The sequence below is a fragment of the Paenibacillus sp. cl6col genome (assembly GCF_900102125.1).
GTDB lineage: Bacteria > Bacillota > Bacilli > Paenibacillales > Paenibacillaceae > Paenibacillus_B > Paenibacillus_B suaedae.
Window position 1 is genome coordinate 163992 of record NZ_FNAZ01000001.1, and the last position, 25999, is coordinate 189990.

Here is a 25999-nt window from a genome sequence, read left to right on the forward strand (position 1 = left end):
CTCCTTATTGTTCTGCTAGGAATGGAGAAATTGTATCTAACGCGATAAAATAATTGTCTCCTGTGATAATATACACTCCTCCATCTGCTGCAATATCTACTGCTGCATTGGACGACAAAGTGGTTATTGCAATTTTTGAAAGCAGTCTCTTTGGTCGGTATCCTACTGGCAAGAAGAAAGCAGGTTTACCAGTTACCCCAACTGTGCCTCCCGTGATAACCCCTTTAAGATATACAAATCCATCTCGATCCTTACAATAACCTGCCTCTGGTCTGCCTGATTCCCCGAACAGCTTCCAGTCATTTAAGAGTGTTGGTTTAATAAAATGTAGTTTTGTGTCATTCTCTGCCTTCTTCGTCTCCACAACACTCAACCTTCGCTCTGCATCGCTTACCCACGATACCATATCCGTTACCGTGCCCCGCAGATTCGTCGCTATGCTGCCGACGATGGGAGCCGAAAGCGTTGGGTCTAGAATCGTGTATGTGACATGGTAAACTGCGGTTGTGTCGAAGTCTGACGGTAAAAATCTAATGTGCTGCTTGCCATATGCATTAGCATCATTTTCAATCTTTGCGGTATTAGCAGCCGATCCATTGCGGTAAACCCTTAGTATATGAGACACCTTATTCTTTAGTAGGCTTCCATTTACTGCTGTATTGTTGATATAGTAATTTCCATTTGCCAGATAATGCGTAGGCTTCGTTGACTCCCGAATCACAATACCGCTGCCGACTTCGACCATGTTCCAGGCTTTTGAGAGCGTCAGGCCAGTTTCGTAATTGCGTACGTGTTCGATGGTTGGCTTCGACTTGATGTATTGGAGTCGATATGGCGTCCAGTTCGGCGCCGTTGTCGTAGGCAGCGTATTGGTTCCACCCGTATAGCTATCAGCGGATTCTCGGTAACACCATGCGCGAGTCCCGGACGTATATGGATTTTTTCCATTAACTCCATCGTACATCTTCCAGCCCAAGAAGTACGCCTTGATTTCGTCGGCTGTCGGCGTGTAGCTGTCGCTCCATCCGCTGTCTTCGTTAGATATAGACAGATAAAGATGCTCATTCTTATACAGCTGAGATAGATCAGCAGTTTCCCAGTTCACACCTTCGTTGATATTGGGTAAGATTTTCCCATCAAATTTAACTACGTACTGACTATACGGTACTCCACTTGCTACAGGAACTCTTATTCTTTTGAATCCCTTATACGTAGCTGCATTGTCATGTTCCCACTTTAACGATCCATCCAACACTACCTTATTCCACTTCTCCAATACGTAAGGCAATCCATCTTCACCAGCGAACAATACGTCCGCGTTGCTACCGTCCGCTGGATTCGAGGCTAGCTGGCATTCGGCTGCCCACATGGAACATGATTCAGGCATAAATGGCTGTGGCTTATCTCCAGGAATGAGCATTGGGTTTTTAAATATAAAATTGCCTGTAGATTGTGCGTCTACACCTACAAGAATACGGATTTTATTACTATTACTTGGGACAGTAAAATCGCTAAAAATAGAGAATGCCCCTGAAGTATTCCTATACGCTGTTGTCTTTAATTCAATGCTCGTCACTGTTTCAGTACTATCTACTGAGAAAACATTTAAATAAGCTCCATATGTGCCTGATGCTAAGAAGTCCGCTTCAACCTCTGTACTGAATGTGAACGCAGTGTTTGGAGGTAGCGATAATGAGATAGTTTTTGTTGCAAATTCATTAGAAGAAGTCTTACTCAATCTAATCTCATACGGACTAGAAACAGACAAAGCAAGTTGCGCAGATTCTCCCCACTCCGTAAACGGCGGTAATAAGTTTCCGCTCGTCGCGATAGCATACGGATTCGTGACGTTTGTGATCGACTCCGTATATGGATACAGTTCTGCGACATCTTCGGATTTCATGCTGGTCAGCCTCACCACTTCTGACGAAGGAATTTCGTAAACTCGAACAGAATCAAAATAACCTCGTGCTTTGGCTTCATTCGCAACTACCCCCATGTTTACGGTAAAACTATTTACTCCTGAAGGAATCGTAAATACTAGATGAATCGGCTGGCGGACAGATGTTTCAGACGTTTTTTTTGACACGACTGTGTTATCAACTACCTTATCACCCGTGTAAAACGTAGCTCCAAATCTTGCGCCTTGTGCGTTTACGTTATGCTCGGCATTTCCAACAATAATGAAGGATCGTCCATTCTGTACGTTCTTAATCCCGATAAATGCCGCGCCGTCGTCGTAACCGGACTGTACGTCGACACGCAGTCCTTTGAAGCTGCTGTCCGTGTCGAGTGATGCCTGCCACATACCCCAAGGAGCCATGTCGTCACATCTGCCTGCATGCCCAAGTAAATTTATCAACGTCCGCCCGCGAATCTCCCCCATGCGGAAGGGCGTATCCTCGGGGACGTCCACGATCTGCACACCCGGTTTCAGCGTAATATCCTTATACTCCGCCACATGGGCGTCCTTCAGGCCTTGCTCGATGCGGTTTAGATCCTTTTCCGTGACGGTGTCGTCGTACTTCCAGTTTGTCTTCGCCTCGTATGGCATTAGGCCACCTCCTTCACTGTAATCGGCTGCTTGATGATCGTATCGGACGTGAGCGGGATGTAGACGTCATTAGCCGTCAGCACCGTGCCATCAGCGGCTCGAAGCTCGATCAGCGATACGCTGTCCACTGATCCCAGCGGAATCATATATTCCAGATTGACGACGCTCTTCGATACTTGCTTCACCGTAAACTCTGAAATCTCATACGTTTTATTCAGTACGACCTTGGCAATTCGTGTGTTGACATGGTTCGCCAGTTCTTTCAGCAGCGTTGATTCGATCATTTGATCTGCACCTCCGGCCCGCGTTCGGCAAATGGCGAACGCCCCAGCTTCCACGTCGTCGAAAGCCTTGTCGTCCGCTTCAAATCCGAGCGGTATATGTTCTCATTCACTCCTACATTGGATAGCAGTGCCGTCTCCTGTTGATAGACCAAGTTGGCAGGCTTCACCGCGTATACTGTGTGCCCGACCTCCTTGAATACGGCGGCATCCGTAATGTTGGCAACGATGCGCAGCAGGAAGGCGTCTGCATCCATAACAGCCCGAGCCTTGTCCTTGCCGAGCAAAAAATCCAGCTTCTCCTGCAAATACCGGATCGTAAACGGCGGCTTCGTCGTGTAGCGGTTGATAATCCGTCTGCGCCGGAAATCGATCGATTCCGCATCGCGATCCGGGAGAATATTCAGCATCCGCTCCCGCCTAACAATCGCATCCTCGCTTGCTGTCATGACGAACTGATCGTCGAACAGCCTCTGCATGGCGGCCAGCAGTTTCTCCTTCTCTCCATCCTGCGTCTCCATAAGCAGAACCATTTCCTTCACGTCATGGTAAAAGTCAGGCAAACGCTTGAGTAACGGTTCAGCCATTCAAGGTCACCGCCCCCATGACCGGCAGCTCTTCCGTGTCCAGCTCCACATTGGCTCCCTTGCCGTTTAGCTTCGTGTCTGCAATATCCGCGATACCCTTTACATTCAGGATACGGGCTTCCAGCTGACTCACACGCACGACGGTGCGGTCTTCCTCTTTCCAGCTCATACGCAGCGTCCGCAGGTAATCGGCGATCACTTTTTCCACATCCGCCTTCACCTGTGACACGGATATTCCCGCTTCAAGTGTAAGTGTGGTCGATACATGAATGCTTACGGACACTGCGCCCTTAATGGTGACGGTATGGCCGATCGGCGCGAAGCCCATCCCCTTCCCTTGATTCACCTCTGGGTCGATGATCGTCTGCACATCCTTCACCAGTTCAGCAGATGGAGATTCGAAGCTGCTCGAAATGATGGTGCACTTTACCGTGCCCCCGCCTTTCCATACCGGGAATATTTTCACGCCGCCAACGCCGGAGAGAGAGGTTAACTTCTTCTTGTAGTCGGCTGCATTGCCCCCGAATGGCTGTTCATTCACTGCTTCAAAGAAACGACGGCGCAGCAATTCATCCGATTCCGCATCTGCGCCTGGTGCAATCACCTCCGCTAATTCAGCTCGGGCAAGACCATCCACGTAATCCACCGGCATCAAGGAGCCGTAGTATTCATTTCCTTTGGCGCCCTTGCCTTCACATTCAAGCACGAATACTCCTGCCGATAAACGTTCGATGACTACATAATGAAGCTCTATCGTTGAAAAGCGAGACCGCAATGGCACATCGAATGGCTTGCCTGCCGCATCATAAAAAAATCCCTTGCGTTTAGCTGTTGTAGCCAGCTTGCGCTTTACGCCATATTCAGCCGTGCGCCGCTCCAAATATTCGCCGCTTGATGTATCCGCATACGACAGCTCATTTTGAAAATGCAAGTCCGTATAAGCCTGTACCAACTCCAAAGCAATCGGGGCAAGCGCATCGTAAATGATACTGCCTTCCCGCTTGTCCACGTCATTCGGAACGCGTTCCAGCATCCGCTCCATAATGTCCTCCAATCGAGGCACGTTCCAAGCACCTTGTTCCCATTCAGCCATCCAACTTCACCTCCTTCGTCATTTCTAACTTCCCTAGAACCGTCTCTACCTTAAAATGAACTTGTAAAGCGTCTCCCGTTTGTTCAAAGGCAAACTCGCCTACGCGCAAAATGCGATCATCCTGAAGCAGTGCTTCGGATATCGTGCGCTCCAATTCTGACTTCACGAAGCCCAAGCTGTAACCAATCTGCGCGCGAAGCTCAGAGCCATAATCTGGGCTATATATCAAATATTCAAATCGTTCGGTCAACAATATCTTAAGCACGGCTTGACGCATCGCTTCCAAGCCATCTGTCATTCCCAAAATGCGCCCTGCTTCCATATCCAGCCGATAGGTGCGCGTAGGCTGTTCCGTATACTCCAACATTACAGGTATATCTTCATTCTCCAACTCGAACCTTGACTTCGGGATCATGCCCCCACCACCCTATCAAGGGCAACATAGCTTTGTCCTCCCTGCATACGGACTAACAGCAGTTTGTCTCCTACGTACAATCCCTCACGAATCGTAATCTCTTCCCCACCGACACGCACCTTGTGCTCTGTAAGCTGTTCCGTAATGACGAGAGCGGACTCCGGCAAGGTGAAGCGCTGTTCTACCTGCACCTCCAAGGGTGACACACTAAGCACCACACCATACAACAGTGCAACCGGACTAGATGCCTCTACCGCTCCGACACCCGCTTTTTTAATAATGTCCAGCATCATCCTCATTGCTAAATCTCCTTCAACGTTAATGACATCGTATGCCCTGAACCGCTCCACTCCTGGGAGCACTCCTCAATGAGCTTGTTTCGCAGATTCACATTCTGTTCAGGCGCAAAAATAGGAATGTTCATTCCGGCTCGAATGCGCACATCCCCTACAGCGTTCACTTTTATTGTTTTCTTCTCATGGTTATGGAGCTTCAGCAAGTTATCTCCAAGCTGTTGGATTTGAGCCTGATTCATCTTGTCATCTATCTTTTTGTACAGCTGCAGATGTCCCCATTTCGCCATATTGTTACTATCTTTTGATATAAAAGTTTCACGTACACCTTTTTCCGGATTGTCCCGATACATTTTGATATAGTTATACGTCCCATCATCTATGCTGGCCTTATAGGATATGCTCGTCATCTGACTCTCTTCGCCAATCCCGTAATCCGGCATCCAACTTTTCGCTTCCCGCAGCGTAAGTTTGCCGAAGTCGTCATACAGCACATAGATGATTTTGGTAGAGTTTAGGGTGAAATCAAGCGCGCGGAACATCATATCCAAGAGCTTCTTGTTGTCCTCCATAAAAGTTGGGATCTTATACTTCGTATCTACTAACTCTCCAAGCTTGATATCGAATTTTTTGGCAATATATCGAATGATTTCAGTAGCAGTCACGTTTTTAAGCATGCACCAGTCGTTCACCATCAAATAGCGCATCTGATCATAAGCAGTCAGCTTTACAGTATTGCTCTCATCCGTCTCTATGCTGAACACATAGCCGTAAAACACAGGCACTCCATCTTCTTGCACTCGGATAATATCACCATTATTGATGGTAAAGCTGTCCTGAAATATGGCTCCCTTACTAAAGGAAATCGATATGCTGGCAGGCTTGCCAACACGGGAGGTCGACCATGTCATACTCGAGATAAGCTGTGACATGTCCCACGCATTGCCATTGCGATTATCGACCAACACTTCCAACCTGTTCATTTCAAATATTCACCTCCTACGTCGCTGTGTCTCATTGCTTTCGAGGAAGTCGCAGAATACGATTCGGTTCCAGTTCATGCAGAGCCTCATCTGCTGAGATGCCGTTCAGTCTTTGAATGTCGATTGCCTTTCTGGTATCGTTGAAAAACTTTTGTGCAAGCAAACTCAGCTTATCCCCCGGCTGCGTCATATACTCGCTTGTTCCTTTACGCTCATCCGGACGCGGCTGCGACGTTTTTGGCACATTAGTCGCACTTGTCAGCTTCCCATCCAGCTTCACCTTTTTGGCTGCATAAAATTTATACAGCTTCAAGGAAATGTCGTACTCCAAATCCCCCACACTGCCGGCAACTTCACGCCAAGTGAATTTATCAATGGCCATTGCTAGATTCATATGGAAGGTCGGCGTCGTAAGGACGAAACGAATCGGACGCTTCGTCTCCATCCATTCACGCAGTTGAATGATATAATCACTAGGCAGCAGCAGCTTCTCAGGCGGAATATGCACATATGGCCCATAATGGAGCGGAAATAGGCTGCTGAATTGAATATCGGCCAGCTTCGGCGTATGGATGCTCACGACTTCCCCGATACCGACAATATCAAAGGACTGCAAGTTCCCCGCTTCGCTGATTTCCAGTTGAGACGGATTTACAGGCAGCTCAATGACCTTCTCTTGGTTGTTGAAGCTCAAATAGATATGGTATCCACTCATCCGTACACCCCTTCCGCCGTTGAAACAAATTCTTCCTCCAGCTTTTTCTCGATGCGATTGATTAATGTGTCCATATCGAAGCCTTGATGGATATCGCCGGTATTCACCTGTACTGTCGGGGTCAAAGATACGAAGTTCTGGATGGCGTCCATTTCCGCCAAGTCGCGCATCATCTCTATGTTTTCATCCGTAATTTCAACTTTATTGTCGATGGCTCCGACTTTACCTACCTCGCCTACTTTCGGGATGTTCATTGGAGGCATTGTCCCTGAACCGGCACCGGGCACAGTTCCACCATTTCCACTCCACGGATCCGTTTTTCCTCCTGGCTTGAATTTGGATGTATCAGGCATGAAGTTCTTCGTAAAGTCTTTAGTTTTCTCATACGTTTCTTTTCCCTTGTCAAAAGCAGCCGTCATATCCTCTGGCTTGATTCGCAAATGATCTAAATTCACGACATCCTTATCGCTCTTCGGCTCCCTACCCTCCATGATCTTGTCGTAGCTCCATTTGTTGACCATCTCGAATTTCGAGCCTGTGAGACTATTGACTTTACCAATAAGCCAATTGATTCCATCCACTAATGAGTTGACTGTGCTTCCGACAAAATCGATGACACTCTTTGCAATGTCGTAAATGAGCTTCTCAATGGCATAGAAAGGATCAATAAAGAGATTGACGAAAAATTCAGCGAAAGAAACCATCAAATTCCAAATTGTAGCTACTGCGTTGCGAATAAATGTGAATAATGAAGAGAACAGCCCTATTACCGTGCCGACTATCGTTTCCGTCGATACCCCTAATTGATTGAGCGCAGTTAATATAAGGACAATAACGCCAACAATTGCAAATAATGGCCACGCCGCGATAATCCATTGAATAAGCCAAGCTGCCGCTGTGATAGCCGCAATTACGCCGAGAACAATCAATGCGTTTTGTACGAGATCCCAATTTTCGACGAGGAAATTCGCTACGCCAGACGCTGCTTCAGCCAGCAACATCATCCCTGTTTGGATACTTGCAAAAAAAGGATCAAACTTCCCCTCTACAAAGGCTTGATTCAGTAAATCCAGAACCGGAGCAAAAATTTGCAGTGCAGATTCTCCTGCAGCTGCCAGCATTCCATTGAAGCGATTGACTGCCGCTTCCCATTTCTGAATCGGACTGTCCATGAGCATTCCCAATGATGCTTGGCTCATGTTCGCCTTGGTCATTAGAGAATCAAAAGCTTGCATAAACCCACTTAAATCCCCAGTTTTCGAGAACGACTCCAGTTTTTCTTGCTCAGGAGCACTTACTGGCATGTTTAACTGTTTAAGCAAGCCTGCGCTATCGCCAAAATAGGCATCCTTCATGAGTCCAGCAGTTTCTGCCGGATTTCCTCCATTTTCTTGAAAGGCGGATAAGCGCTGCACCATTTCATTCATTTTCAGGATATCACCCGTATTTTTAGAAATGGAGGATAGCTCAAGGCCAGACTGCAGTGATTTGGAGACATCCGTTCCATTTCGAAGCGCTTGTCCTCGCAATGCCCCGAATACTTCGGCGCTTTTCTGAGCTCCCCCGTACTTAACGCCATACTTGGCTCGCATGTCTTCCGATTCCGCAGCTCCCTTTATCGCCGTCATTCCAATTGACTTTCCGACTTCGAACAATTTTGAACTGAGAGTGCCATAACTTGTTTTTATCTTCTCGCCAATCCCTTTAACGGTTTCGACTAATCTGTTCCGTAAAGAATCGAATACTTTCGACAGGAGCGGAATCCCTTTCCAGTTGAACTGAAATGGAAACTTAAGCGTCGAAGCTTCAGCTTTCATGGTACGCAAATAGATGCCCGTTATGAATCGGTTCATAGCATCTGTTGATTTGCGCCATGCATTGCTGGCAAGCCCTACCGTCTCAGTCGTCTTCCGCCACATGCTGCCGGCCAAGTTCATAGCATCTTCCATGTCTTTCTGGACTTTCGACTTGACTTGTTCAAATACCCTCACGAGTGGCTCCATCGTTAACTGAGGCATTTGAAACTGCAACTGCCTCTGCAATGCCATCGTAGTCATACTTCTCTTCCCTCCTCCTGTCCGCAAGATGAAGAGAGCGATTCCCCATCTGCACCTAAACTGCCCCAGCGGAGCTGCCATTGCCATGCCGACTGTGAAATCGCTGCTCTAATGTTCGCGGTTGTTTCAAAGCCTATCCTACCGCTTCTTGCGCATGCTGCGCTGGGCCTTGCGCTCCTCCTCTACACGGATGTCGATCATCGCGTAGACGGCGGCGCGCTCGCGAACCGGGAGCGCAAGCAGCTCATGCGGCAGAATGCGAAGCTTGTGGAGGGCGTAATAGGCATAGTTCGCTTCGCCATCGCCCTCGTGAATTAGTTTTTTACGTCATTGACAAGCTCGTTCATGTCCTGATTGAAGCCGTTCAGCGTCTGAACCTGCTGCAGCAGCCCCGTATATTCGCCAGGCAGAAGCATCTTGCGCAGGAGCGCCTCCGCGCCCATGACACCGTAAGACTGCTGAAGCTCTGCATTTTTCAAGTCTGGATACACAACGCTTGCCACAATCAGCTTCGCAGTATATTCATTGAAGTCGATTTCCGGCGTAACAACTCCGCCCTTGCCCTTCACCTGCTTCGTTGCCGATTTGCGGCACTGCTCATTCTCCACTTCACTCATACTGCGCAGCGTCCATGCAACCGCCTCCCCCTTGTCATCCTTGAAGCGCGGGGACACAATGAATGGCATCTCCGTATTTGGTTCCGCATTTTGGGCAAAGAAATAGCTTAATGTAGTCATTTTCAATCGCTCTCCTCATCTTGAATGGTAGTTATAGTAGTTATGTTATTTTAAATTACACTATAGGCGCATTAAAGTTGCTTAAAATATCAACATCGTCAAACGTAAACTCCAATTCTTCCTCCAAAACGTCGCTCTCTGTATCCAGCTTCGCCATAACGACACTGTTCAGGTTCACGTTCTTCAACATGATCGTCTGCGTGCCCACCGAAGAAGTAGGATCTGAGTTTGTTACATTAATCGTAAAGTTCGTATCCTTGCCGGTCTTAATATAATCAAGCATCATCTTACGGAATAATGGCGTCATATAGTAAATCGTCATGCTGCCTGTTCCCGACCAACCGGAGGTTTTGTGCTGTGTGGCACGGCTGCCAAGTGTTTTAATTTCTGCTTTTTGTTTTTCTATTTTCGCTTCCAGCGTTTTAATATAGAACATCTCTTCATTTTGACCATTAATTTGTGCAAAAGCTGTGCCTTCACGTCCCGAAATCGTATCCTTCGCTTGTAAGAAACCCATCTTACTTCACCTTCACTTTCATGTAAATTTTCTCTACTGCATCGACCGGCTGCACATTCAATTGAATGAGGATACTGTCCGAAGCCTCACCCTTCGCAACAAGCACATCCGTCTGGGCATCGAACGGCTGAATTGCATTCAAGCGCTCAAGCTGATCCAAATACGCGATACACTCTGCACGGAACAATTGACGTCCCTCTTCATTGTTGTTCGTTTTGCCGACATACGTCGTTTCGAAAATACGCTTCATATCGTTGGCGATGCCGTCCAGCACGCGAATAACGCGGTTTTTGGAGAACGGCTGCCCCTTGTCCGGCGTATAGGCCGTCAATGTATTGATATCCTGCTCCACCACGGCATGGCCAAGATGATGCACGAATACGAATTCACCCTTGCGCAGAGCTTCTTCAACCTGCGTATTCGTCATACGAACATCAGCATCGACCGCATCTTCATAAGCGGAGTACGTCAATGACTCATTCATCGCTGCCGATGCTGTTGCCGCAGCTACCCATACTGTTGCTTGAGCAGCATTCAACACTGTGCCGTCTGCCAGCTTCACGCCATTTTTGACGCTAATGATGCCTTCGTTATTCGCAGTTGGATATTGAGCCATAACAGCCTGAATCTTCTTGCCTTCTTCTTCACGCATACGCTTCACGAACATCGCATAAACGGAGCATAGCGCTGCATCAGTGGAAGGAAGCGCAACCGTATGGAAATCATGAACGGCAATTGCTTCGTGGAAAGATACATGATCCGCATTCACCACATTGCCGTCATCTCCACCAGTAAGCGGCAGACCAGCATTTGCTTCAATCGCCCCTGTACCATCAAATTCAACCCACGCATTTGCAATCAGCTGTTCAGCCAGATTCACCGTCTGGTTGTCCACGGTACGTCCGCCAACCTTCGTAATTACATCTACCTTGGTATTGTCATTCACATTGGTCTGTACGACGAGCTGAATATCATTTCCGCGAACACCGCCAAAACGTGCTTTCACCTTCAATTGTTTGTGAGTTGCAGCCGCCTTCGCACCTTCATTCAATCGATACAACAGCACCTTCTTCGCGCGCTTGAACGCCTCGCGCACCAACAGCAGTGCCTCATCCGTCAACTCGTAGCCTAGCTGCTCGAATACCGGCTCCCCTGCGTTCAATTCCAGCACCTTTTTCGCTGGCCCCCAGCTCAGCTTCAGCGGCAGTGCCACAATCCCACGCTCGCCAACCGCTCCCGATGGAGCAGCCTCTCCTTGAAAGCGTACATATACGCCTGGTCTTACCTTGTTCTGCGTCGTCCATGTTCCTCCAGCCATTACTTTACCTCCTGAATTTGAAATTGGTGTAGCAGCGCATCGATCTGCGCCTTCGTGTACTGCTCGTTGCTGCTCAGAAGCGCATGCAGCATGTCTCGCTCGCCTGCACTCCAGCATGTTGCTTTCAGCCACTGCTCCTTCGCAAACGCGAATTCGCCCGCAACCTCGGCATGTTCCACATTACGCTTGTCCTGCTTGTTTGCATTAGACATCTCGAATGCGTCCCTCCTGCTTCATGGCATTCATCTTGCTCGATTCCTCTCGGAAACGTGTCAGCATGTACTCATACTGCACTTGGAACCGCAGCTTGCGTTCCACGATCTCATGCTTCCAGCCTGTCCCCCTGCATAAACTGCCGCCTGCTTCAATCAGTTCCAACGCATCATACAGCGCATCCGCAACATCATGAACGGAAGCAGCCTGCGCATCGGGATAATACTCGACCTCGATGGCTGTTCTCGCTTGATAGCGGCCTTCGCCTGCACGAGTCCGTTCCCCTCGAACGAGCTTCACGACCAAGCAGGGCGCTAACTCATTCGTTCGTTCTTCTGACTCCAACACCGGGATGTCTGGGTAACGTTCCCGCACCCGACTCATCACCCCCTGCCGAATCTCGCTGCTTCGCAAGCCTTCACCTCCTGTCCTGCGGTACAAAAAAACCGTTATACAGCTTCGCCGCAAACGGTTCTCCCTTCCTCCCTGCAAGGTTGTCCTGCCCCCATGCCCACAACCTCACACTATCATCTTAGCACCTTGTCCCGTCCACCAGTGTGCCACCATCCGGCCAGCGGGAGGTCACTGCATCAATCTTCGAACACTTCGATTCCAAGCATAAATGCCAACTCGGTAATTGCCCGTGCTTTGATTCTGCGGAATGTACGCTCACTTACATTCAAGTCAAAGCAAAGCAGATAATCTGGCTTCTGTACATGTGGATTGAGATAACAGTTCTCTATTAGTTCGCGCTCCATGTCGCCTAGATGTGCGACCGCCTTCATGACATTGTCGTGTACCGTTTTCATGTATGCTTCCTTGTCCACATTGTGCAGGGCAATCTCTTCTACTGGCTTGCCTACCTGATTCGTTGCACCGTGGAACCTCGGTTCATAGGAAGTCGTCATTTTCATCTCTCTTCGTACGATGCCTGTTCTTTTGTACAAACGAGCCATAGACAAGTGCTGCTCCACCATTTTTCGCGTAGCCGACCGATTCACCGTTGCCAACATCCTCATCGCTCCTCATATAAAAGTTATTAGTAGTAACATAATAAATAAATATAGTTGTTTAAAATAACGAAAATAAAAAAAGAATTGTTTTATTAAACTTGGCCTTGTGTTGTGTAAAACAACATTATAGAATGATGCTGTTCATTCTAAACAACTCACCGATAATTATTGCGAACACCTGTTCCTGTGTGATACACTGCAAGCATACCATGCTCATAAAATGAACGTCAATCTTGAATTTATGAACATATGTAAAATAAGGGTGGTAGCCATGTCCGTAACGAACAAAGAACTTGTAGGTTCCCGTATTAAGGAGCTGCGGCTCAAGCAAGGCTTATCGCAAGACGATGTTGCCCACGCGCTCGGTATGAAACGCGCCAATATAGCCAACTACGAAGCAGGACGCACGACGCCGCCGAGCGATATCATCGGCAGACTTGCCGATCTGCTGCATACATCGAGCGATTACTTGCTTGGCCGTATCGATAATTCGATGCCGCTGGCCTTAACTTCTTCATCTGCTTCTATTCCTGAGTGGGCCACATGGAGAGATAAGAAGGATTTTCGCCAGTTGCTGGAGGAAGATTCAGAAATTATGTTCGATGGCGTTCCCATCGAGGAGGAAGACCGTGAACGGGTGCTTCAAGTGTTGGAAGCCTTGTTCTGGGATGCGAAGAAGCGCAATAAGCGCAAGCCCCGGGGCTGAACATAGCTCAATGACTAACCTATCCGCGAGGTGCATCTCATGGATGTAGAGAAGATTGTACGATCATTAATTCGAAAATATAAAACGAACTGTCCTTTTCAGCTTGCACAATATTTGAACATTCAAGTTAGAACAGCTGATCTCGGGAAATCAACGCGCGGCCTCTATTTCCATAAGCTGCGACGCCGCTATATCGTCATTAATTCGGAATTGCCGTTCGAATGGCAGCGATTTGTGTGCGCTCACGAGCTCGCCCATGACAGACTACATAAAGGCATCGGGCATTTCTTTACCGAACAGCATACGTTGTTCCATGTAGGCAAGTTCGAGCGCCAAGCCAATCAGTTCGCTCTGCTTCTGCTGCTGCATGATCAAGAGTGCTTACTTGGGGAAACCCGGGAAATGTACTGTGCGCGCAATGATATTCCAGCTGAACTAGCTAGGTTCCTTCCTACAGATTCGGAGCAAGAATAAATCGGTACGAATGCCGTCACCAATTTCAGCCTACTCCACATAGTATAGGGTAATGCCGAACTATGGGTGTATGTTATCAACCTGAGAGGTGAGATCAGTTACATGAAGGCACTTGTCACCGGGATCTCCGGATTCGTAGGAAGTCATATGGCGGAATTTTTGCTGGACAAAAATGTAGAGGTAATCGGCACAATTCGCAATCGCAGCCGTCTAGAACACATTCGCCACATTCTGCCCGATATTCATCTGGCAGAATGTGAGCTTCGCGATGCATTCTCTGTAGAAACGCTCATTACAAATGAGAAGCCGGATCTTATTTTTCATTTGGCTGCTCAGAGCTTCGTCCCTACTTCCTGGAACTCGCCAGCAGATACAATCTACAACAACGTTGCGGGTCAATTGAATATCTTCGAAGCGGTAAGACGCATTGATCTGGATTGTAAAATTCAAATTGCCTGCTCCAGTGAGGAATATGGTCATGTAGAACCGCACGAAACTCCGATACGTGAAGAAAACCCCCTCCGTCCGTTAAGTCCATATGCAGTGAGCAAAGCAGCTCAAGACTACCTTGGCTATCAATATCATAAGAGCTACGGCCTCCATGTCATCCGGACGAGAACATTCAACCATACGGGTCCACGCCGTGGTGAACAGTTCGTTACGTCCAACTTCGCGAAGCAGATTGCCGAAATTGAGAAGGGCATTCGTCCGCCTACTGTCCATGTGGGCAATTTGGAAGCGAAGCGCGATTTTACCGACGTACGCGATATTGTCCGTGCTTATTGGCTCGCACTGGAACGGGCTGAAGCTGGAGACTGCTATAATATTGCATCCGGCTCTTGCGTCACGATTCGTGAAATGCTCGATATGCTGCTGGCTAAATCCAATATTACGATCGATATTGTGCCAGATCCGAGCCGCATGCGTCCATCCGACGTCGAAATTCTGCTTGGCGATCATTCGAAATTTACAGAACATACAGGCTGGAAGCCAGAAATTCCTCTTGATCATACCCTCGAAGACTTGCTGAACTACTGGCGCGAGCGCGTATAGACTAGTTGCAAGCCCCCGCCATAAGCCGATGCGACCGCTTCATCCGTCCACTGAGGTCGGTCGCATATTCTTTCTCTTCGATCCATATGGAACGGATGAATATGGTAGAATAGAGGATAAGGAAAGGAATCATCTATTTATTTATGCAGAGGAGGACAAGCATCATGAAGAATGTTTGGAAGAAGCTAATGAAGAAAGGCTTTTCGGTTGAGCTCGATCAACTTCCACAAAGCAAGCAGCAGTTTTTAGATGAAATTGAGCGATATTGCGTACAAGAGAAAGTCAACTACAAGTTTATTGAATATGATCGACCTGCCGTTATTTCAATTGATGGTGTCGTCTATAAATGCCACGTTGAGAATGCCGGAAGACCCGGATTTGTCCTTCATTTCAAAGAAGTATAAATGCAAGAAATACGTACATAGAGCGTTGAAATTGCGGCGATCCTCTTTTTTGCCGAGATCGCCGCTTTTGGGTAGCAATTACAATTAGTAAAAAAAGAAAAAGAGCCTCTAACAGACTCTTTTCATATAGTAAAATATGGTATAATCACTAGGACAACGAAAACGGTTTAAGGGCAGGAGGCGCCATCCTCGCATAAAGAAGGTCCATCATTTCCTTCCAAGGAGGTGAGCGCCGTGACAATGTATGAGGCATTGACATTAATGCTGTCATTCGGAACATTTGTTATCCTGATGCTGTCCTTCCATAAAAAGAAGTAACCCGTCCGCCTCTTTCCAAGCCGCAGGTTACTTCCTACCTAAACGCCCCCGCTCTTATAGCGGTAGTTGTCACGGGGATCGTGTTCCAGCACGATCCCCTGTTATATTAGCATATTACAATTTATTCCTCAAGCGCTCTTATGATGCTCCTTTCACTCCAGAGCAAATAAAGTGCCTTTTGTCACAATTCTTTTATAAGATTAACTCACGGCTTCGACGAAATGATAATCATAGTCCATTGTCCAATCGTGATGCTTAATCAAAAAGTCGTAAAAGGACATATCTCGCATGAAGTCAATGACCCGCGTTATGAGTTCTGGCTCATCGGCTGCTTCTTTTCCTTTCAACTGCCCGAGCAAAATTCCAGCCTTATTGCTTACGTAAAATCCTCTGTCGTCCTTCTGGCTTACATGGTATAACCACATAATACCGTGCTCGATAACAAAACTAGATAATCTTCCGCGATAAGATATCCATTCAGATAAACGATTTCGTATCCGAGATCGAGTACGAGTTCAATAACTGCCTGTTCCATGCCACACTCACCTTCTCTATCATGAATCTGAGCTTGACCATTTAATAGTGTGTAACCGTAATAACTTCGAAACCTAATAAGTCAATATTGTCTTTGGCATGATGTTTCCCAACGTTACAGCGCAATGTGTGACACCATACATGGTGTTCATGCTAGAATCAGAGCTTGCGAGTTTCCGCATTTACGATTGGTGTTTACTTATGAAAATCTCGTTCAGAAATTCCATTATTCTTAGAGATTTTGCCTACAACATCAGCAATGGCCATTCTTACATTCAGACTACTTATACGGTTGCTAATTCACGTGCTTGTTTGGTATCGTTGATTCACGGTATCTATTGACGATTGAGTACGAGTGTCATCACTTAAATTTTGCTATAGATAGGTCACTTAGCCAATTATATTGATTGTAAACCTAGTAAGGTTGCTGTTTCGTTTCATTTTGACTATTAAGTTAATTGACCTGTCATTGCGCCATGCATATATAATCCGCCCCTTTTTGTCAATGAGAAGCTAGCAAAAAGTTCTATTTTTGGGAATTCGAACAATATGCCTTTAGCAAAACATACTCTTGTAGTCATATTAAATATACGCTTATGGTCATAATTTGTCAAGGGGGATCTAGACAATGTTACGTATTAAAATCAAACTTAAAGAAGTTATGAAAGAAAAAGGAATCACGCAGACAGAACTAGCTCAGCTATCAGGTGTTGCGCAAGCTAGAATTTCAAAGCTATGTAGTACAAAAAGACAAGAGGTAAATCTGGAGATGTTAGAAAAGATCGCTTATGCTTTGAACATTAAAGATATATCCCTAATATTGCAATTCGAAGAAGAAGCTGAAGAATAAACGCCTTTAAACTTAAAATAGACGTTTAAAAAACGCTATGATATCATATAAATAATAAGAGTCGTGCTGGAACACGACTCTGTACAATAGCCGCTTCAAAGGCGGTGGCTATAGGTTTACGTTAAAATAGACCGCATACCTTTTGCTGAGGGCGGTCTATTTCTTTTGGTGCAAGTATATTAGCAGCGTTACAATCAATGTTAGCAACGCCAATATCCACAGTCCGAACTGAAACATAACGGATAGTGCTTCATATACACTCACAGGCTTCACCTCCCTTCAGGGAGATTAGCCGACCGCCCATAAAGCCATTCTATTGTATGGCGAGTATATCCTATTTTTCTCACTTTCGTAAACTATTAAAAACATTGCAGAGCACACTCAACAAGGTTGAGCGGAATCATCCGCTTACGGATGAACTTGGCGATCCTCCCCCAGTAGCTACCGGGAAGCGATCACTGCAAGCTGTTTATCCGGCCTGTATGGTCAAAGCTGCAAATAAAGCCGAGACACCATTCGTGCAGCTTCTCTATGCTTGACAGCCTCGCGAGATTTAATCCTCTTATCTGCGGGAACATCGATCTATCGCTGCTTCACAGCCAAAGACATCGCTGGATTGGCCCAATTCGAAATCGTTTCTTTGTCTACGAATTGGTTCAGATAATCCTCCGTATTCGCAGGGTAAAAATAATGGTTTATTGTTCATGTTGACCCTCGTCCTACTCTTGTATTTCCCCGATGTCTTCACGGACGGTCGAACCCTGGGGTTCGCTTCCCGTCCTTTCTACGCCCCATAACAAAAAAAGCGCCTTTCGGCGCATTTCATTTGTTATGGAGCGGGTGATGGGAATACTCCGGCTGCTTCTCCCACACTTTCGTGGTGGCTCTCGTTATGCCGGACGCTCGCGCTGATTCGTATTTCTTAGAAGCATTGCAGCGCGGTACTCAACATGTCTGATTTAAAAATGGAGCCTTCCGGCTCCAGTGGTTTATTGTTCATGTTGACGCTCGTCCTACTCTTTCACTTCCCTCGATGTCTTCACGAACGGTCGAACCCTGGGGTTCTCTTCCCATCCTTTCTACGCTCCAAATAAAAAAAGCGCCTTGCGGCGCACTTTTTTCATTTGGAGCGGGTGATGGGAATCGAACCCACGCTACCAGCTTGGAAGGCTGGAGTTCTACCATTGAACTACACCCGCATATACGAAAAAACACTCGTTCCAGAATACCTGATAGGAGTGTAATAAGATGGTCGGGACGACACGATTTGAACATGCGACCCCCTGGTCCCAAACCAGGTGCTCTACCAAGCTGAGCTACGTCCCGACATATATTGCACGTCACATCAAGTGACAAGAATTAATATAGCACAGCCCATTCTGTTGCGCAATACGTTTTTCACCTTCGGAATCATAATTATTTTCGATCAATGATCCATCATCATAGGGTTCTAATTATCTACAATGCCGTGCTTCAATGCATATCGCGTAAGCTGCACACGATTCTCCAAATGCAGCTTCTGCATAATGTTTTTTAGATGATTCTTCACGGTATGCTCAGATAGGGACAACTGTCCCGCAATGACCCGGTTCGATTCCCCCTTCGCTACACGCTCCAAAATTTCACGCTCACGAGTCGTCAACGGAGTTGACGTTGGAATCTTGCTCTCGCCCTTCACGGAAAACTCCTGCAATAAGCGAAACGCCAGTTCCTTCGACATCGGCGCCTCATCAATGGCAATCGCACGTAAATACTCATGCCATGCAGAAGGCTGTAAATTTTTGAGCAAATAGCCCTGCGCCCCTTTTTTTAATGCCTCAAACAAGTGAGTAATATCATCCGACACCGTCACCATTACGATTTTCACATAGGGGAACTGCTCTTTGATCCGCTTGGTAGCTTCCAATCCGTCCATAATAGGCATGGAAATATCCATCAATATCAAATCCGGCATGACTTGATCCGTCATACGAAGTGCATCTTCTCCATTCACAGCCTCACCTACAACGACGAATGCAGGATCAATCGCTAAAATATCCCGCATCCCCTCACGCGCATGGGCATTATCGTCGGCGATTAACACCCGAAAACAATGCTGCTTCTCCATCCCCTGTTCCGCATTCACGCTAGTTTCCTCTCCTTCCGCCAACTTCATTAACTTGCAATACGCACTACCGTCACGTCGCCATCTCGTTCCAAAGACAAGCTCCATCCCATATTGGTCGTGCGGTCGCGTACCATCTTCAATCCATACTTTCCCTTCTGTGAAAAAGGCTCTCCTGCAAATCCGATCCCATCGTCCCGAATATCGCAAACAAATCCTTCAGCCACAGGCTGCGCTATGATCCATACCCGTTTCGCCTCTGCATGCTTGCGCACATTCAGCAGCGCCTCGCGTACAGCCGACAACAGCGCGATTTTCTCTTTCAATGACAATTGATCTTCAGGCAGCTCCCACTTCACGTCCAGTGTCCAATCCGTATCCTTTCGAATATCCTCGATCATCGTAACGAGTTGATCCGACCAGCATACATTCATCTCTTCAGGGACAGTTTGCAAATTAGCGATGGACAGGCGCACATCATCATATACATGACGAACCGTCTGTCGGAGCTTGTCCAGCTGCTCTGGCTGCTGTTCAGTCGAAGCTGTCTCCAGCCGATCAATCTTTACCGATAGCATGAACAATGATTGTGAAATTCCATCATGCAGCTCTTGCGCCAATTTGCTCCGCTCCTCCAAGGCCGCCTTCGTCTGCTGCTCTCGCTGCAGCTTCTTTTGCGTATCATCCAGCAGCTTGAATAAGCGAGTCAACAGCGTGGCTGACACGATAAAAACAATGGCAGGGGCGAGCCAGTTCCCAACCTCCATGGAAACGTAAGGGAGCAGGAAAGAGTGGCGCATATATTCCCATAGTCCAATTGTAATCGTAGGAATCCATAGAATCAGATGTTTAATCGTACGATCCTTCAAGGTAATTTTCGCTCCATTCTATGCTCGGTATCATCCATTCACATCTATTCCTATTGTAATGAAAAAAGCATGCAGTCACCAGTTCATAACCGCACGCCTATCTGTCTTACCTATTCATCATACTACGATTGCAATAACTTCGGTGCGCTCGTCGATTCTCGAATCACGATCTCCGACTCTAAACGAGCGCAGATACTGCGCTTATTCGTTCCATTAATCTGCTTCATGAGCAAATCAACAGCCACTCTACCGATATCGTGGGCAGGCTGTCGCATCGTTGTCAGCAGCGGACGCAGTTGGGAAGCGATGACTTGATCATCATAGCCGATTACAGACATATCATCCGGCACCTTGTAACCAGCCTGCCACAATGCATTGATGACACCAATCGCGGTGAAATCATCGGCAGCGAACAACGCCGTCGGCAAACAACCTGCATGCAGCCATCGCTGTACAGCATCATAGCCGGATTGAATGCAGAACTTTCCATCCTCAATTGCAAAAGGTTCGAGACCTGCGTCACTCATTGCATCCCTGAAACCCCTTTCACGTTCAAGTGCACTTAAGAAGAACCGTGGCCCACGAATATGAGCGATCGATCGATGGCCCAAATCAATGAGATGCTTCGTTGCATCATATCCACCTTTATAATTATCCACATTCACGTTGGTCACAGAAGGCTGGATTGTCTGATTGTCGATGAGTACGAACGGGATTTTCCGTTTTTTTAGTTCTACCACGTAAGGTTCCTCATGTACCGCAGATAGAATCAGCATTCCATCCACGCGATCCTCTTGGATTAAGTCCGTACCCACCCCTTGTTCCATCGGCTCTGATGCAACCGATAGTGCTAAGTAATAACCATGATCCTTTAGCAGTGAGTACACCGATTGCACGATACTATCCAGAAATGAATCCTGCAAGGTAGTGACAATCATCCCTATGACACCTGTTTTCCCCTTCGCAAGGCTTCGAGCTGCTGCGTTCGGGTGGTAATCCAGATCCTTCATCGCCTGAAGAACCTTGACCCGATTCTTCTCTCGTACTGTCTTCGCGTTATTTAGGACACGGGATACCGTCACCACAGATAAACCTGATTTCTTAGCCACATCAAATATACTGACCTTCATATCCTTCTCCCCTCATGATCGATCATTAGATATGGAAAGGCACAAATCTCTATGTACCCATCATAACTAACTTTAAAGCGTTATTCCATTAAAACTACCGTAATATCCGCCATTTTACGCCTTTTTTAGTAAATCTTTAGCTATGGACGGCCCTTCTTCTTACGGATTGAACTTCTTTATGAAACGAATAAAGATAATCCCCGTATGAATAATACTAAAAGGGATTGATAATCCCCTTCAACTCTAGATAAGTGTTCAAAAGGAGCTGGCATTCATGATCGTAGTAACGACCGAACGCATTGCAAATTATGAGGTATCCGAAGTATTGGGAACGGCATTTGGCGTAGTTGTTCGAGCACGAGGTATCGGCGGGGACATTATGGCATCTTTGAAAGGTCTCGTGGGCGGTGAAGTCAAGCAGTACACACAAATGATCGAGGATGCTCGCCGACAAGCAATGGATCGTATGATCGAGAATGCGCACGCAATGGGTGGAGACGGAATCATCATGATGCGCTTCGATAGTGGCGATGTCGGCCAGAACATGAGTGAGATTGTAGCTTACGGAACGGTTGTTAAGTTGAGAGCGGTGCATTCCTAATGGATGGGGTCGCACATTTCTTCCAAATCGCTCTTGTGGTGTACGGCCTGCCCCTGATCGGCCTTGTCATCCTGATTGTGATCGGCAAGAAGTATTTCGATAAGCGCTATAAGCAATACGATAATCCGTTGGATGCCATCGGTGTCTCAGGCGACTTTATGCCAACGAAAGAGATCTTTATCGATCCGAGAGATGGTTTAAAATATCAAGTGTACTATAATCCGAAGACAGGCGAACGCAAGTACGTTCGCATGCAATCGTAGCCTGTTCCTCATTCATTTCAACATAAGAAAGACCGCTCAGCCATAGCTGGAGCGGTCTTTGTATGTTCTTATCGTGAAGGAGCTTTCACATTCCTTTACGAATTTTTCTTATGAATAGATACCTCAGGTGTCGTCATTTGATCATAGAAGTCCAAGTATTTGTCCCGATCATCAGAAGCAAGCAGCGCCATGGCGGAACGCGGATGTTCATCAAGTGTACCTGTAATCAAGTATGGAATCAGGTAGCCCCATTCCCACTTTTCACGCATCGGAATCATGTATTTCTCAAGGAAGCCAAGTACGGATCGAAGCTGGTATTTGCTGTTCTTCAAATGAGTCAATAGAGCTTCTGTCGGACAGTTGCCCGCTCCACGCCCCATCCCGTATATGGAAGCATCCAGCATTTCAACCCCAAGCTCTGCAGCAACAAGCGTATTCGAGAAAGCAAGCTGCATATTATTATGCGTATGAACACCGATTCGCTTGTTCGGCAAATGCTCTTTAAATTTATTCACGAGGAAATGAATATCATTATGATCAAGGCTGCCGTAGGAATCTACGACGTATACCACATCAACGACACTCTCTTTGATCATCGCAAATGCTTCGATAAGGTCATTCTCCATCACATTTGACAGTGCCATAATATTGATCGTTGTTTCATATCCGCGATCATGGAACGTGCGTACCAAATCCAGCGCCTTGTCCACATCCTTGATGTAGCAAGCAACCCGGATTAAGTCCAACATACTCTCGTTGCGCGGTAGAATGTCGTTCTCATCCACACGGCCGATATCTACAAGTGCGGATAGCTTCGTAGTACCCTTCTGCGGAATGACAGTACGTAAAAAATCGTCATTCAAAAATCGCCAAGGGCCTGCTTCGTCAGCGCCTTTGAGCAGTTTAGGCGAATTTTTGTAGCCGATTTCCATATAGTCGACGCCAGCATCATTCAATGATGCGTATAAGCTTTGCACGAACTCGACGCTGAAGTCCCAATTGTTTACTAGACCACCATCGCGAATTGTGCAGTCGACAATTTTGCAGTGATTCGTTTTCATTCCGCTATCTCCTTTGCCAAATGTTTTCTCTCCATTCTAATGGAAACAAACTCATAAAGCAAAGCAAAAAAGCTTCATTTTCGTGTCGTTTTCATAGATTTCGATAAATTATCTACAATTTAATCCTTTTTCTATGAAAAAAATCACATGTAATTTTTCTTCCATTGTGCTACATTCAATGTAAATCCAATTGATACCGATTATCATTATAAATAAGAACATAACGAGTTAATCATAGATTGATAGTGATATTGATATGTTGAAGAAAGAAGGATTAACATGCGCCCAACTAATTGTGAGATGCTCGGACAGAATACCTCCTTATGTGAATTGAAGCCTGGGCAGCGTGCATGTATTTGTGATTTGTCCAAAGTCCATGCATCGGTCTGCCATCGCCTGCGTGATCTGGGCATTACAGAAGGAACCCATGTAGAGCTGAAGCGTACCAGCTTGTTCGGCGGTCCGCTTACCCTAGAAGCTAACGGCCAATTGTTCGGCATTCGCCAAAACGAGGCTCGCTCTATCGGGGTGAATGGCGCATGAGTACTTGTACCACCGCACTCGTAGGCAATCCGAATACAGGTAAGACTTCCTTATTCAATGCGCTCACCCGCTCCTACGAATATGTAGGCAACTGGACTGGCGTAACGGTAGAGAAGAAGGTCGGCCACCTGCATCGCAATTCAGGCACGCTCATCGACCTTCCCGGCATCTACTCGCTGCAGCCGATGTCGCGAGATGAAAGCGTCGCTGTAAGTTACCTGCTCCACGAACGGCCAGATACGATCTTAAATGTTGTCGATGCTTCACAGCTCGAACGCAACTTATATTTAACCATACAATTACTGGAATATGGACTTCCCGTGCACATTGCGCTGAATATGAACGACGTGGCACAGGGCCGCGGCATTCACATTCATACGCAGAAGCTGTCCAAGGCACTTCATGCCCCCTTACTTCCCGTCAATGCTAGACGCAAGCAAGGAATTCATGATATTTTGCAGCATATCAATCACCCCGCCCAAGTTGCAGCGAGGGAAAAAGGAGATCCGTTCCAACTCGACTATGGGGAAATTACGGAACTCGCTATTCAGCGTATGTCGGAGTACTTACCACCTAAAGATGGGGTACCTTCAAGATGGATTGCGCTGCAGTATCTGGAACAGAACAATACCGTCCGTGAATGGGTTCACAGCGGATTAAATCAGGAGATGAACGATCAGCTCCTGCATATATGCAATGCAGCAGAACAGCAGCTACAACAGCAGGGCATCGCGCTGCACATGGCACAGCATATTCGTGCGGTGCGTACTGCCTTTATTCGTGAGGTCTGTGCAGAAGCGATTGACAGTACAAAGGAGAAATCCGTAACCTTGACGGAGCGCATCGATGCCATTGTTACAAATCGCTGGCTAGGCATTCCGATCTTTCTCGGCATTATGTTCCTCATGTTCAAGGCTACATTCGAATGGATTGGAACGCCAACGTCGGATGCATTGGATGCCTTCTTCTCCGGCCCCGTAACGGACAGCGCAGCATCCATATTGAATGCGATTGGCGTGTCACCATTTACCCATGCGCTGATCGAAGAAGGGATTATTGCGGGTGTTGGCGGCGTACTCGTATTCGTCCCGCAAATCTTCATCCTGTTCTTATTCATTTCCTTTATTGAGGATTCGGGATACATGGCTCGTGTGACCATCGTCATGGATCGTCTTATGGAAGCCGTTGGCCTGAACGGCAAGGCATTCATTCCATTTGTCATCGGCTTCGGGTGCAACGTGCCTGGGATCATGGCCGCTCGTACGATTGAGCAGCCGCGCGAACGGCTTGTCACTACTTTGCTCGTTCCACTGATGTCCTGCTCTGCCCGCTTGTCCGTTTATGCCTTGTTTGCCGGTGTCTTTTTTAAGAGTCATCAAGCACTTGTCGTGCTGTCCCTCTATGTGATGGGAATTGTACTCTCCCTGCTGCTGGCCAAGCTGTTCACCAAGCGGATGATGAAGGAGGAGCAGAGCATTTTCGTTATTGAGCTGCCACCTTACCGTCTGCCACAATGGCAGACTTTGTTCCGCAGCACATGGGAGAAAGGGAAAGGATTCGTACGCAAAGCGGGAACCTTCATTCTTGGAGGCTCCGTGCTCATCTGGCTCATGACATATGCAGGACCAGGCGGATTCGGAGTTGAGATGGACGACTCCTTCCTGGCGATGATTGGCGGCGTGCTTGCACCATTGCTCGCTCCGCTCGGCTTCGCCACATGGCAAGCGGGGGCTTCTTTAATTACCGGGTTTCTTGCCAAGGAAGTCGTTGTGTCCACGATGAATATCATTTATCACGCACCAGACACGGCTATGCTTGAATCCCAAATCGCAGGGGCATTCACCCCGTTGTCCGCGTATGCCTTTTGTGCCTTCGTGCTGCTGTATGTTCCTTGTCTTGCAACAGTGGGCATTATTAAGAAAGAAACCGCATCATGGCGCTGGACATGGTTCTCCATCGGCTATGCCCTACTTATCGCCTATGTTGTCGCACTCATCATTACGGGAGTCGGTAGACTTCTCGGATTTTCATAGAACAGGTGGTGAATCGCATGTCGTGGCCGGAAATTGGAATTGTGATGATCATATTTGCGTATGCACTGTGGATGGTTGTACGCCACGTGCGCAAGTCGAAGCAAGGAGCTTGTGCTTCATGCGCATTGAATCGCTCCTGCTCATCCGGATGCTCCACACAACCACATCCAAATGCAGCTGACGCTGACTAATTGCTGAAATGACAAGAACAGTAGCCGGGATGAACCTCGTGCTACTGTTCTTTGTTGTTTACATCTATACGCAGCATGCTCCTCGCTCC

The 25999-nt window shown here is 47.1% G+C and carries 33 protein-coding genes and 2 tRNA genes; 12 read left to right on the forward strand and 23 right to left on the reverse strand.

The features are described from left to right. Positions 1-4: 4 nt before the first annotated feature. The 9 genes from BLS15_RS00660 to BLS15_RS00700 are packed head-to-tail and all read right to left on the reverse strand — an operon-like array spanning position 5 to position 8978. Positions 5-2554 (reverse strand): hypothetical protein, encoded by a 2550-nt coding sequence (locus tag BLS15_RS00660; protein WP_028531852.1) that lies wholly within the window; start codon positions 2552-2554, stop codon positions 5-7. Then, a complete protein-coding gene (locus tag BLS15_RS00665; protein WP_090509308.1) occupies positions 2554-2838 on the reverse strand; it encodes a ketopantoate hydroxymethyltransferase in 285 nt (94 codons plus the stop codon). Before BLS15_RS00665 ends, BLS15_RS00660 begins: the two co-directional genes overlap by 1 nt. After that, positions 2835-3422 carry a putative phage tail protein gene (locus tag BLS15_RS00670; RefSeq protein WP_090509310.1) on the reverse strand — a complete coding sequence of 196 codons (588 nt, stop codon included), beginning with the start codon at positions 3420-3422 and terminating at the stop codon, positions 2835-2837. Before BLS15_RS00670 ends, BLS15_RS00665 begins: the two co-directional genes overlap by 4 nt. After that, positions 3415-4515, reverse strand: coding sequence for a baseplate J/gp47 family protein (locus tag BLS15_RS00675; RefSeq protein WP_090509312.1), 1101 nt, complete (start codon positions 4513-4515; stop codon positions 3415-3417). Before BLS15_RS00675 ends, BLS15_RS00670 begins: the two co-directional genes overlap by 8 nt. After that, the gene (locus tag BLS15_RS00680) at positions 4508-4930 is read right to left on the reverse strand and encodes a DUF2634 domain-containing protein (protein ID WP_090509314.1); all 423 of its coding nucleotides are present in this window, start codon (positions 4928-4930) and stop codon (positions 4508-4510) included. The genes BLS15_RS00675 and BLS15_RS00680 overlap by 8 nt, the downstream gene beginning before the upstream one ends. Then, a complete protein-coding gene (locus tag BLS15_RS00685; RefSeq protein ID WP_175460694.1) occupies positions 4927-5229 on the reverse strand; it encodes a DUF2577 domain-containing protein in 303 nt (100 codons plus the stop codon). The genes BLS15_RS00680 and BLS15_RS00685 overlap by 4 nt, the downstream gene beginning before the upstream one ends. Before the next feature lie 2 nt (positions 5230-5231). Then, the gene (locus BLS15_RS00690; RefSeq protein ID WP_090509317.1) at positions 5232-6206 is read right to left on the reverse strand and encodes an XkdQ/YqbQ family protein; all 975 of its coding nucleotides are present in this window, start codon (positions 6204-6206) and stop codon (positions 5232-5234) included. Positions 6207-6237: 31 nt separating this feature from the next. After that, positions 6238-6921, reverse strand: coding sequence for a LysM peptidoglycan-binding domain-containing protein (locus BLS15_RS00695; protein WP_028531845.1), 684 nt, complete (start codon positions 6919-6921; stop codon positions 6238-6240). Next, on the reverse strand, positions 6918-8978 hold the full coding sequence (locus BLS15_RS00700) for a phage tail protein (protein ID WP_090509321.1): 2061 nt from the start codon (positions 8976-8978) through the stop codon (positions 6918-6920). The genes BLS15_RS00695 and BLS15_RS00700 overlap by 4 nt, the downstream gene beginning before the upstream one ends. Between BLS15_RS00700 and BLS15_RS28400 the strand changes: the two genes are divergently transcribed. After that, positions 8940-9296: a hypothetical protein gene (locus BLS15_RS28400; RefSeq protein WP_139170618.1), complete on the forward strand. Its 357-nt coding sequence runs from the start codon at positions 8940-8942 to the stop codon at positions 9294-9296. The two genes, BLS15_RS00700 and BLS15_RS28400, sit on opposite strands and share 39 nt — an antisense overlap. Here the strand turns inward: BLS15_RS28400 and BLS15_RS00710 are convergent. The 6 genes from BLS15_RS00710 to BLS15_RS00735 all read right to left on the reverse strand — a co-directional run bounded on the left by BLS15_RS00710 (position 9293) and on the right by BLS15_RS00735 (position 12776). Next, positions 9293-9715 (reverse strand): phage tail assembly chaperone, encoded by a 423-nt coding sequence (locus tag BLS15_RS00710; RefSeq protein ID WP_090509327.1) that lies wholly within the window; start codon positions 9713-9715, stop codon positions 9293-9295. The genes BLS15_RS28400 and BLS15_RS00710 overlap by 4 nt on opposite strands. 55 nt (positions 9716-9770) lie before the next feature. Further along, positions 9771-10232, reverse strand: a complete 462-nt coding sequence (locus BLS15_RS00715; protein ID WP_072727183.1) for a phage tail tube protein — start codon at positions 10230-10232, stop codon at positions 9771-9773. A gap of 1 nt (position 10233) precedes the next feature. After that, positions 10234-11550, reverse strand: coding sequence for a phage tail sheath family protein (locus BLS15_RS00720; RefSeq protein ID WP_090509329.1), 1317 nt, complete (start codon positions 11548-11550; stop codon positions 10234-10236). Next, positions 11550-11762 (reverse strand): hypothetical protein, encoded by a 213-nt coding sequence (locus BLS15_RS00725; RefSeq protein ID WP_036666842.1) that lies wholly within the window; start codon positions 11760-11762, stop codon positions 11550-11552. Before BLS15_RS00725 ends, BLS15_RS00720 begins: the two co-directional genes overlap by 1 nt. Then, the gene (locus BLS15_RS00730) at positions 11755-12177 is read right to left on the reverse strand and encodes a phage tail terminator family protein (RefSeq protein WP_028531839.1); all 423 of its coding nucleotides are present in this window, start codon (positions 12175-12177) and stop codon (positions 11755-11757) included. The genes BLS15_RS00725 and BLS15_RS00730 overlap by 8 nt, the downstream gene beginning before the upstream one ends. A gap of 176 nt (positions 12178-12353) precedes the next feature. Then, entirely contained in the window at positions 12354-12776 is a 423-nt protein-coding gene (locus tag BLS15_RS00735; protein ID WP_090509333.1) for an ArpU family phage packaging/lysis transcriptional regulator, read from the reverse strand. A 271-nt stretch (positions 12777-13047) separates the two neighbouring features. Between BLS15_RS00735 and BLS15_RS00740 the strand changes: the two genes are divergently transcribed. From BLS15_RS00740 to BLS15_RS29905, 5 genes are all read left to right on the forward strand, one after another. Next, positions 13048-13482 carry a helix-turn-helix domain-containing protein gene (locus BLS15_RS00740; RefSeq protein WP_090509336.1) on the forward strand — a complete coding sequence of 145 codons (435 nt, stop codon included), beginning with the start codon at positions 13048-13050 and terminating at the stop codon, positions 13480-13482. A 39-nt stretch (positions 13483-13521) separates the two neighbouring features. Then, positions 13522-13956 (forward strand): ImmA/IrrE family metallo-endopeptidase, encoded by a 435-nt coding sequence (locus tag BLS15_RS00745; RefSeq protein WP_021254540.1) that lies wholly within the window; start codon positions 13522-13524, stop codon positions 13954-13956. A 102-nt stretch (positions 13957-14058) separates the two neighbouring features. Beyond that, positions 14059-15009, forward strand: a complete 951-nt coding sequence (locus tag BLS15_RS00750; RefSeq protein ID WP_090509341.1) for a GDP-mannose 4,6-dehydratase — start codon at positions 14059-14061, stop codon at positions 15007-15009. A gap of 164 nt (positions 15010-15173) precedes the next feature. Next, a complete protein-coding gene (locus BLS15_RS00755) occupies positions 15174-15413 on the forward strand; it encodes a DUF4318 domain-containing protein (RefSeq protein ID WP_090509345.1) in 240 nt (79 codons plus the stop codon). Between the two features lie 240 nt (positions 15414-15653). Next, on the forward strand, positions 15654-15731 hold the full coding sequence (locus BLS15_RS29905; RefSeq protein WP_227774339.1) for a putative holin-like toxin: 78 nt from the start codon (positions 15654-15656) through the stop codon (positions 15729-15731). Between the two features lie 200 nt (positions 15732-15931). Here the strand turns inward: BLS15_RS29905 and BLS15_RS00760 are convergent, their stop codons facing one another. Further along, entirely contained in the window at positions 15932-16156 is a 225-nt protein-coding gene (locus tag BLS15_RS00760; RefSeq protein ID WP_090509348.1) for a hypothetical protein, read from the reverse strand. 737 nt (positions 16157-16893) lie between these two features. Between BLS15_RS00760 and BLS15_RS00765 the strand changes: the two genes are divergently transcribed. Then, entirely contained in the window at positions 16894-17115 is a 222-nt protein-coding gene (locus BLS15_RS00765; RefSeq protein WP_021262039.1) for a helix-turn-helix domain-containing protein, read from the forward strand. 156 nt (positions 17116-17271) lie between these two features. Here BLS15_RS00765 and BLS15_RS00770 read toward each other — a convergent pair whose 3' ends face one another. From BLS15_RS00770 to BLS15_RS00800, 6 genes are all read right to left on the reverse strand, one after another. Beyond that, positions 17272-17379, reverse strand: coding sequence for a putative holin-like toxin (locus tag BLS15_RS00770; protein WP_036666840.1), 108 nt, complete (start codon positions 17377-17379; stop codon positions 17272-17274). Positions 17380-18240: 861 nt separating this feature from the next. Then, a tRNA-Gly gene (locus BLS15_RS00780) sits at positions 18241-18314 on the reverse strand. Between the two features lie 50 nt (positions 18315-18364). Then, positions 18365-18441 (reverse strand) — tRNA-Pro (locus BLS15_RS00785). A 124-nt stretch (positions 18442-18565) separates the two neighbouring features. Further along, positions 18566-19222 carry a response regulator gene (locus BLS15_RS00790; protein WP_028531833.1) on the reverse strand — a complete coding sequence of 219 codons (657 nt, stop codon included), beginning with the start codon at positions 19220-19222 and terminating at the stop codon, positions 18566-18568. A 47-nt stretch (positions 19223-19269) separates the two neighbouring features. After that, positions 19270-20088 carry a sensor histidine kinase gene (locus BLS15_RS00795; RefSeq protein WP_028531832.1) on the reverse strand — a complete coding sequence of 273 codons (819 nt, stop codon included), beginning with the start codon at positions 20086-20088 and terminating at the stop codon, positions 19270-19272. Positions 20089-20210: 122 nt separating this feature from the next. Further along, entirely contained in the window at positions 20211-21218 is a 1008-nt protein-coding gene (locus BLS15_RS00800) for a LacI family DNA-binding transcriptional regulator (protein ID WP_028531831.1), read from the reverse strand. Between the two features lie 274 nt (positions 21219-21492). On the opposite strand from BLS15_RS00800, the gene BLS15_RS00805 reads away from it, so the two are divergent. Together BLS15_RS00805 and BLS15_RS00810 are read left to right on the forward strand one after the other, a co-directional pair. Then, the gene (locus BLS15_RS00805) at positions 21493-21819 is read left to right on the forward strand and encodes a YbjQ family protein (protein WP_021254534.1); all 327 of its coding nucleotides are present in this window, start codon (positions 21493-21495) and stop codon (positions 21817-21819) included. Then, positions 21819-22082 (forward strand): hypothetical protein, encoded by a 264-nt coding sequence (locus tag BLS15_RS00810; RefSeq protein WP_021254533.1) that lies wholly within the window; start codon positions 21819-21821, stop codon positions 22080-22082. Before BLS15_RS00805 ends, BLS15_RS00810 begins: the two co-directional genes overlap by 1 nt. A 95-nt stretch (positions 22083-22177) precedes the next feature. On the opposite strand, the gene BLS15_RS00815 is transcribed toward BLS15_RS00810, so the two are convergent. Next, a complete protein-coding gene (locus BLS15_RS00815) occupies positions 22178-23143 on the reverse strand; it encodes an aldolase catalytic domain-containing protein (RefSeq protein ID WP_021254532.1) in 966 nt (321 codons plus the stop codon). A gap of 279 nt (positions 23144-23422) precedes the next feature. Between BLS15_RS00815 and BLS15_RS00820 the strand changes: the two genes are divergently transcribed. From BLS15_RS00820 to BLS15_RS00830, 3 genes are read left to right on the forward strand one after another with little or no spacing between them, the layout of a single operon-like run. Next, positions 23423-23686, forward strand: a complete 264-nt coding sequence (locus tag BLS15_RS00820) for a FeoA family protein (RefSeq protein ID WP_021254531.1) — start codon at positions 23423-23425, stop codon at positions 23684-23686. After that, a complete protein-coding gene (feoB, locus tag BLS15_RS00825) occupies positions 23683-25719 on the forward strand; it encodes a ferrous iron transport protein B (RefSeq protein ID WP_028531829.1) in 2037 nt (678 codons plus the stop codon). Before BLS15_RS00820 ends, feoB begins: the two co-directional genes overlap by 4 nt. A gap of 17 nt (positions 25720-25736) precedes the next feature. After that, positions 25737-25910: a FeoB-associated Cys-rich membrane protein gene (locus tag BLS15_RS00830; RefSeq protein ID WP_021254529.1), complete on the forward strand. Its 174-nt coding sequence runs from the start codon at positions 25737-25739 to the stop codon at positions 25908-25910. Positions 25911-25999 lie beyond the last annotated feature (89 nt).